The organism is Streptomyces sp. NRRL F-2580 (genome assembly GCF_000720115.1).
GTDB lineage: Bacteria > Actinomycetota > Actinomycetes > Streptomycetales > Streptomycetaceae > Streptomyces.
Genome location: NZ_JOIR01000078.1, coordinates 1 through 8,303, shown reverse-complemented (window position 1 = coordinate 8,303; position 8,303 = coordinate 1). Strand labels below are relative to the sequence as shown.

Annotated in this window: 6 protein-coding genes and 2 pseudogenes; 4 read left to right on the top strand and 4 right to left on the bottom strand. The window is 67.7% G+C overall.

The window, feature by feature from the left end:
* The first annotated feature begins 276 nt into the window (after window positions 1-276).
* Window positions 277-717: a carboxypeptidase regulatory-like domain-containing protein gene (locus IF88_RS0139180; RefSeq protein WP_234323873.1), complete on the top strand. Its 441-nt coding sequence runs from the start codon at window positions 277-279 to the stop codon at window positions 715-717.
* On the opposite strand, the pseudogene IF88_RS0139175 reads toward IF88_RS0139180, so the two are convergent.
* Window positions 714-1,055: pseudogene (locus IF88_RS0139175) on the bottom strand (transposase); the annotation flags it as partial. The gene IF88_RS0139180 and the pseudogene IF88_RS0139175 sit on opposite strands and share 4 nt — an antisense overlap.
* A gap of 35 nt (window positions 1,056-1,090) precedes the next feature.
* Here IF88_RS0139175 and IF88_RS47080 point away from each other — a divergent pair.
* Window positions 1,091-1,234, top strand: coding sequence for a hypothetical protein (locus tag IF88_RS47080; protein ID WP_158754908.1), 144 nt, complete (start codon window positions 1,091-1,093; stop codon window positions 1,232-1,234).
* Window positions 1,235-1,497: 263 nt separating this feature from the next.
* Here IF88_RS47080 and IF88_RS0139165 read toward each other — a convergent pair whose 3' ends face one another.
* Window positions 1,498-2,544, bottom strand: coding sequence for a radical SAM protein (locus IF88_RS0139165; protein WP_037808763.1), 1,047 nt, complete (start codon window positions 2,542-2,544; stop codon window positions 1,498-1,500).
* 8 nt (window positions 2,545-2,552) lie between these two features.
* Complete coding sequence (locus tag IF88_RS48905) at window positions 2,553-2,741, bottom strand: hypothetical protein (protein WP_030724136.1); 189 nt, start codon at window positions 2,739-2,741, stop codon at window positions 2,553-2,555.
* Window positions 2,742-2,916: 175 nt separating this feature from the next.
* Between IF88_RS48905 and IF88_RS42730 the strand changes: the two genes are divergently transcribed.
* Both IF88_RS42730 and IF88_RS0139150 read left to right on the top strand, forming a co-directional pair.
* The gene (locus IF88_RS42730) at window positions 2,917-6,306 is read left to right on the top strand and encodes a LodA/GoxA family CTQ-dependent oxidase (RefSeq protein ID WP_158754906.1); all 3,390 of its coding nucleotides are present in this window, start codon (window positions 2,917-2,919) and stop codon (window positions 6,304-6,306) included.
* A 32-nt stretch (window positions 6,307-6,338) separates the two neighbouring features.
* The gene (locus IF88_RS0139150; RefSeq protein ID WP_158754903.1) at window positions 6,339-7,451 is read left to right on the top strand and encodes an NAD(P)/FAD-dependent oxidoreductase; all 1,113 of its coding nucleotides are present in this window, start codon (window positions 6,339-6,341) and stop codon (window positions 7,449-7,451) included.
* Window positions 7,452-7,588: 137 nt separating this feature from the next.
* Here the strand turns inward: IF88_RS0139150 and IF88_RS46240 are convergent.
* A pseudogene (locus IF88_RS46240) lies at window positions 7,589-8,303 on the bottom strand (IS3 family transposase); the annotation flags it as partial.

Sequence of the window (8,303 nt, the reverse complement as noted above, 5' to 3'; positions counted from 1 at the left end):
CCGCCGCGAGGGCGGCCCGGCAGGCCGCCGAAGCCGAGCTCGCGGCCCGGATACGCACGGTCCATCAGGAATCCGACGGCACCTACGGCGCCCCCAGGACCAACCCCTGGTCCTGGACTGCTCACCCGCTTCTACGGCGCCGGAAGCCACCCCCACGCCGCCGACCGGCGGGCCCGGACGGTCCGACTGGCGGCGGCGGTGGGGCCCGGACAGACTGGTTGCAGGGGTGGTCTCCAGCGGTAGTCCGACCGGGAGGAGACCCGGATGTTCGGGCAAGTGCGAGCAGTTTCCGACAAGAGTCCGATCTTCATGATCAAGGTCAGCGTCTATCGCAGTGACCTCTCGGAGATCGATCACGTCTTCACCGACGAAGAGGGTCGGTACAGCGTGGCAATCGCCGCAGGTGAAACGGTCACCGTACGGTTCGACACGCACCACTCCCTCACCAATGCCAGGGATTGGCAGCCGTCGGTGGTCGCGAACGTGATCACCAGTGACGAGACCTCCTTGGACCGCTCTCTGCTTCCCACGGGTCAGGATTACGGCGCGGCGGGGAACATGGACGCGCTGAACGGCTATGTGGTCGCCGCGGCCGTGCACGAGGTCGAGGAGTACGCCCCTACGGCCGCGTACCGCCTCTCGATGCTCAAGCAGCACAGCCTGGTGCTCAACAGTCTCCAGCAGCGGCTCCTGGACCACTTCAGCGAACCGGCCTAGTGACGTGAGTCAGAGATTCGGTGGCAGTAGGCGGCGACTTTGTCGAGGATTTCGTCTGCGGTTTTCGTCCAGACGAAGGGCCTGGGTTGGTCGTTCCAGTCGGTGAGCCAGGCCCGGATGTCGCGTTCGAGGGCCTGGACGGAGCGGTGGGCTCCACGCTTGAGCTTCCTCTGGGTGAGCTCGGCGAACCACCGCTCTACCAGGTTCAGCCACGACGCACTGGTCGGCGTGAAGTGCAGGTGGAACCGTGGGTGGGCCAGCAGCCACTTCTTGATGTCGGGTGTCTTATGGGTCGCGTAGTTGTCGAGGATCAGATGGACTTGGAGATCCGCCGGTACCGCGCGTACCGGGAGCGGCACGGGCGAACGGTGCGGTGCCCGAACTCAAGGCATTAGCGAGCGTCGGCTACAGGCTCGAACTTCCGCTCCAGGCGCTGCGTGAAGTACTGCTCCAGGCGGCCGTGCTCCAAGAGGACGTGTGGCAGGGCGCCTTCGCGCTGGCGGCCCGCGAACCTTGAACGCCGCGCGGAGCACCTGGTTCGTGTCTGCGTCATCGAGGAGCGTGCCGCCGGGACTTCATGGGCGGTCATCGGGCAGCCCCTTCGGGATCAGTGCCGACGCGGCACGCAAGCGGGTGGGGACACTGAGAAGACGCTCTGGTTGGGGCCAGTACCGAGCACCGGCCGCGCACCCGCTCACGCTCGGCATGCCGTACCTCGCGGGCCCCTGCGTGGCGTTGCCGAAGAACCGCTCCGGCATCGCCCGCTCGGCTCGGTCGTGGTCACGGCCTGTCGCCCCGCCGGGCGATGTGCAGCAGGGGAGGTTCGACGCGTCGCGGCATGCCCCTGTATGGGCAGGCGATCGCTTCGTCGTCCCCGGTGAACCAGCCGCGCAGCCACGGGCGCAAGCGGGTGTTGTCGATGCCGAGGGAGCCGTCGGGATGGAGCCGGCCGATCGTGTTGGCAGGGTCGGTCAGGGCCACCGTGCACTTTCCCACGGAACCGTCGGCACGGATCACCAGGGAATCGCCACGAGCCGCGTAGCAGGCCGCCCCCTCCTGTTCGGTGACAGAAGAGGACCCTTCCGGTGTTTCCGGACCCACCGGAGTCCCTGAGGACACGAGTGCGGAGAGCTCCGCGAGCACGCGCGAGCGCTTCGCCTCCGGCACGATGCCGATGCTCTCGTCGTTCGGGCCGCCGAGGTGCTCGATCGGCTTCAACGCGACCGAGAAGCGTCGGTCGTTCAGGAACGTCTCTCGGATCCGGGCGAGGAATTCCGGCATGCCCGGCAGGTTGTCGGCAGTGAGGTGGACTCGCAGCACCACCCGGCTCCGCACGCTGCTGTCCCGGAAATCCATCAGGTTCCGCCAGATCCTGGCGAAGGATCCCTTTCCGTCGGCGCGTACGCGTGTCAGGTCATGAATCTCCCCGGGACCGTCCAACGAGATCTGGTACTGCTGGATACCAAGAGCGGCCAGCCTCTCGGCGGTGGCCACGTCCAGCGTGTACGCGTTGGTCGTCATGTCGGCCGTGTAAGCGAGTCCGGGCCTCGCAGCCGTGCCGCGGAGAATGTGGGCGGAGATCTCCTCAACGACCGGGAGCGCCAGCAGCGGTTCACCTCCGAACCAGGAGATGCGCAGCGACCGGAGCCCTGCCAAGCGCTCGTCGACCAGCCGTTCGACGCCTTCGACGACTTCGGCGGACATGCGGCCGGTCGTGAAGTCCTCGTAGCAGTAGGTGCACCGGAAATTGCACTGTTCGGTCGGGAGGAGAATCAGGTGCAGGCGGCGATTGGACAGTGAGCCGACGCCCTGCCGCGCGTCGGGCACGCCCCTCGTCACCGCGTGGGGCGGCAATTGAAGTTGACGCTTCTGACCGTCAGGTTCGGTTCCGGTTCCTTGTCCACCATCCCGGAGATGCGTTCCGCCGCGGCCGCATTGGTGATGATGATGCGCCCGGTCTGATCCAGGGTGACTTCGTCGAGACGGACGTCGGAGATTGCGTCGAGGAAATCCTTCTCGGTCATGGCTGTGGTCCTTTCGTAGAGGCGGCGGCGCCGGACGCGCGGCCTGGTCACTCATCCCCGCTGCGGCTCCTCCTCACGCTCAGGTAACCCGTCTGCCCCGCCACTGGCGTGAAAGAGAGCTGCCAATGTCATATGCGGGTGTCGGATTCCGGTGCCCGTGGTAGTTGCTGTGAGTGTGAACATCGATGACATCGCGTACTGCGAAATCCATCCGACGCTCGGTGTCGCGCGGGTCGGGAACAGCCCTGGCAGCTTCTACGTGGGACCCGAAGTACCGGGCGTTGCAGTTCATCCGACAGGCGGGTTCAAGGACTCCGGAGGACGTGTCAAACGCCAGGCGGCACGCTTCCGCCTCTACGCGTACGACAAAGACGACAATGTGCTCGGCGAGGTGACGGCGGCGGAGGCCGAGGTCCGATGGACGGTCGAGCTCGCGAACGCGAAGGCGGACTGGTTCAAGTTCAACGGACGTCTGAACCAGTCCGACCTTCCCGCCAACCGGCGCAACCAGAAGATCGACCCGGCCGACCCGCAGGCGCGCGCGGGGCTGGTCATCAAGCCCGGGCCCCGCAGTGCCGGCGGGCCGGACGTGGACGGCTCCGGCTCCGGGTTCGACACGGGGACGTTCCTCGGGACGCCCGTCACGCTGGGCGAGCTGCGAACGGACGAGGCGGGACGCCTCCTCGTACTGGGCGGATACGGCCGCTCGGCGTCCGTGAAACCCCACAACCCCCTCGTGCACTACGCGAACAACGACTACTGGTTCGACGACACCTCGGACGGTCCAGTCACGGCAACCGTGACCGTCGGCGGTGGACGCACCATCCCCGTCACGCCCGCATGGGTGATCGTCGCCCCTCCGGACTTCGCGCCGGACGTGACCAGCCTCGTGACGCTCTACGACGTCGCCCGTGAGGTCGCCGAGCGGGCCAACTGGCTCCCGGCGGCGGAAGAGGTGTCCTTCGGCAGAGACATCTACCCGCTGCTCGAGCGCATGTGCGGATACAGGTGGGTGAACGGCAACGCCCAACGGGGACACGGCAAGGGTGCCCGGGGCGACTTCCTCAACGAGAACCGCCTGGCGCGCCTGGCCTCGAACGCCCCCGAGGACGCTTCGTTCCGCAACGAGGTGTTCACCCGGCTACGCACCCCCGGCGCCCACGACGTGACTCAGGCCAACTACACCTTCATGCCCCAGCTCGCGGGGGACGGAGGCGACCCGATCGAGGGTGATCCGAGCAGGTGGATGACGATTCTTCCCGGGCAGTACGAACGGATGCGCCGCTGGGCCGCGGGCGACTTCACCGCCGACGGAGTGAACGGTCAAGCCCCTGTGCAACTGACCGATCTGCCCTTGGCCGAGCAGCCGCACGCGTTGGTCCAGGCCGCGCTGGAGACGTGCGTCGGAGCGTCGTTCTTCCCCGGAATCGAGATGACGTTCATCGCCGACGAGCCCGCGACCTGGTCCGGCCCCTTCCGGCTGCGCGAGGGACTGGCACCCGGAGACATCAGCAAGTACATGGCCCTGCCCTGGCAGGCCGACTTCTACGAGTGCAACACGCACTGGTGGCCGGCCCAACGCCCGGACGACGTCCTGCCCGAGCGGGAGTACCAGCGCCTGATCCAGTCGGCGGCCGAGTCCGCCGGGCAACTGCCCGAACACGAGGTGCATCGACAGCCCTGGGCGCGTGGCGTCGGTCTCCAGGTCGTGTACAAGCCGGAGCTGGACCGGCTGCCGGGCGAAAGCGACACCGCGTACGACGAACGGGTCTACCGCCTGTGGAAGAGGGCGCGCGACCACGCCGGTGACAACGACATGGTCGACAAATGGAGCACCTTGGGCTTCGTGGTCGCGCGCGCCGGCACGGCGGGCGAGACGGTGCTGGTGGAGACGGAGCGGGCCGAACAGGTAGGGCTCAGCGACCGGGAATGGTTCTATGTGCTCCAGCATCCGGAGCGGTTCCCCGAGCAGGCCAAGGCCGCCAAGAAGTACGCGCAGACCGTGTTGGACCGAGCCGTGTCCGAGCAGCAGACCAATCCGATGCTGCCCCTGACACTGCGCCCGTTCCGGTACTCGCGTGAGGCGTTCGAGTCCCGCCTGGAGCTCATCTACGCCGGTCTCGCGATGGACGGGGAGACGGCTGACGGTGGCGTGACACTGTTCAGCAGACAGATGGTCATCGAGCGGCTCCGTCAGCTCGCGCCGTTCAATCTCCTCGACGGTGCCTGGCTGCGGAACGTCACCCAGGCCGGGCCGACCAATGAGGTCCACGCCCTGCTGTTTGCCATCTGGGTGGACGAAATGGGCAACGGAAACCCGGCGCTGAACCACGCCAACCTCTACTCGGACCTGCTGCACAGCGTCGGCGTGTACCTGCCGCCGGTCGACTCCTACGCGTTCGCCATGCTGCCCGAGATGCTCGACTCGGCCTACACGGTCGGCGCGTTCGAACTGGCCATCTCCCAGCACTCTCAGGAGTTCCTCCCCGAGCTGCTCGGCATGACGCTGTACCTGGAATGGGAAGTGCTGGGGCTGAAGCCGACGGTGAAGCTGCTGGAGTACCACGGGATCGATCCGCAGTTCTACGCCATGCACATCGGCATCGACAACGCGACGGAAGGTCACGGGGCCAAGGCCCGCGACGCGGTCGTGCAGTACCTGGAAGAGATCTACAACAACGGCGGAGACGCAGCCGTACAGCAGTGCTGGCAACGGATCTGGAACGGTTACGTGGCCTTCGGGAACACCGGAAACTTCGGCAACGATCTGTGGGAGCTCCTCTTCGATCCGCCCACTCCGGAGGAACGGCTCATCCGCCTGATCAGCGACAAGGCGCCGTACGCCTCCCGTAACCACGGAGCGAAGACGCTCGGCGGAACCAGGTTGAACGACTGGTTCCTCGACCCCTCCGGTCTGCTTCAGGAACTCCAGGACTCCGGGCTCATCCATCCCGGCGATCCGGAACGAAGTCCGTTCTTCGAACTGACCACCTTCACGGGCCCCATGTACAAGGTCTTCACCGACGCCGAAATGGAACTGTGGCGGCAGTGGACACGCTCGCTCACCGCGCCTCCCACGAAACCGCAGCTGACCCCGCTCGAGGCGATGACCCGGGTGGTCGACTTCCTCCGTTCGCGCCAGGCGGGCAATCCCGCTCACACCAACGCCACCATCACAGGCCCCGACCCCGCGGAACCCAGCCGCACCAGGACGGAGTCGGTGGCCTGGTGGTTCACCCAGCCGACAGGCGCGCTTCTCGCGGCGATCGCCCACCCGGACAACGTTCTTGTGCAGCCCGGCCAGCCGGAGGAGAGTGCGTTCGTCACCGGCCTGATCTCTCCCGCGAACAGCATGGGCAGGGCCTTCGACGCGGTGGTGCCCGGCACCACCCGAACCGGCCGTGAGATCGCCGTCGACTGGATCGCCGCCGGCTGCCCGCTCCCGGACCTCATGCCGCCGCAGGCTCGGGTCATGCTCTCCGCACTGATGTCGCCCGAGGCTGCCGATGTGGGAGCCGGAGGCATCAGCCGGCCGACGATCCACGGAATGGGCGCTGTCCACTGATGGCCCCAGGCGCCCGGTCGCATACATGCGACGTGCTGATCGCGGGAGGCGGACCGGCGGGAGCTTCGGCCGCTCTCGCCCTTCGGCGTCAGGGCGCCACGGTCGTGGTCGCCGACCCTGGCCGCAGGCAGGAGTGGAAGCCCGGCGAGAGCCTCTCGGCGCAGGCCGGGCCTCTGCTCGATGGCCTCGGCGTACTGGACCGGGTCACTTCCGGGCCGCACACCCGGTGCTCCGGGAACGACTCGGCTTGGGGCGAGAGCCTGCTCACCGGTACCCACGCCCTCCTCGACCCTCTCGGCCCCGGGTGGCATCTTGACCGTCTCCGCTTCGACCGGGCGCTGCTCCAGGCGGCCCGCGACGCGGGGGCTCGGCAACGGCATGGTCAAGTCCGTTCGGTGGAGCGTCTCACCGGGCACTGGCGCATCACCCTGGGCGAAGAGACGATCCTCGCCCGGTACGTCATCGACGCCACCGGCGCGAGTGCGAGCGTTGCCAGGCGCATCGGCGCACAGGTCAGGCGCGACGACCGCCTCGTCGCGCTCGCGGCACGGCTGCCGTCCGGCGCTGTGCACCGGGACCTTCCGCGGACATCACTCGTCGAGTCGGTTCCGTTCGGTTGGTGGTACACAGCACCGCTGCCCGGTGGAACGGCCCTCGTCATGGCGATGACCGACGCCGACGTGGCCGCGCGGCACGCGCTGCACCGGCCGGAGGTATGGTGGCGGGAGCTCACGGCGACCACACATGTCCGAGCCCGCCTGCGCCTTCGCGGGACGTCGACGCCTCCTCCCGTCGAGCTGCGGATCGTGCGAGCCTCGACATCCAGTGCCTGCCCCGCAGCCGGGTCGGGATGGGCCACAGTCGGCGACGCGGCCACCGCCTCCGACCCCATCGCCGCCCGCGGGATCACCACAGCCCTGGCCACCGGCATCTCGGCGGCCGACGCCGTCCGTGCGGACGCGGACGGCGTCGACAGGCCGCTGCTGCGATACGCCGAACAGGTCGAGGCAGTGCACACCGAGTACCTTCTGGCGCGAACCGTCTGCTACGGAATCGAACGGCGCTGGGACACACCTTTCTGGACACGCCGCCGAGTGGAGCCCGGAGCACGACCCCGCCTCCCGGCTGGGCACCGTACCGAGTGAGGAGGCTGGCTGCGGTGGTGTGGTCCTTGAGCTGCGCCGAACGCGGAAGCATCCTTCGGAGGACGGTACGAGTGCCTACGCGGCCGAGTGTCGTCGGCTGAGTGAGGATGGGCCTTGACCCCGGCTTTTGAACACGTCTATGCGGCTCGGGCCAGGGTAGTTGACGTCAGCTGGAAGGCGTTCTCGAAGGCGATCGGAGATCGCTGACCGAGCCGGGAGTGCCGACGCCGGGTGTTGTATCGGGTTAGCCAGCGGAAGGCGTCGAGTCTCGCCTCGCGCTCGGCCAGCCCTTTTGGCCTTTGAGTGTCTCCCTCTTGAAGGCCGCGTTGAACGACTCGGCGGCGGCGTTGTCTGCGCTGGACCTGACCGCGCCCATGCTCTGCCGGACCCCTGCTGACCTGCAGGCTTCGGCGAAGGCCCTACTCGTATATTGCGATCCGTGATCAGTGTGCATGATCGCTCCGTCGAGACTGCCGCGGGTCCGCTCGGCGGCCGCCAGGGCGTCGGTGACGAGCTCGGTGCGCATGTGATCGGCGATCGCCCACCCGGCCAGACGGCGCGAGGCAAGGTCGATGACGGTCGCGAGATAGAGCGGCTTCGCACCGCTGACCGGCAGGTATGTGATGTCGCCGACGTACTTCGTGGTCCGGTGCCGGCGCCGCAGACGCACTCCCTCGAGTCTGATGGTCCGCATGATTCTCGCGACGCGTTTGTGGTTGATCCGTTCGCCCTGGTCCCAGAGTTCGGCGGTGATCCTGGGGGCGCCGTAGGTGCCGTCGGATTCCTGATGGACCGTGCGTATCCGGGCCGCGAGCTCGGCTTCGGCGGCCTGCCGGGCCGCCCTCGCGGCGG

Coding starts and splice junctions, on each gene's coding strand:
- IF88_RS48905 (WP_030724136.1), bottom strand. CDS start 2,741: ATGACCGAGAAGGATTTCCTCGACGCAATCTCCGACGTCCGTCTCGAC.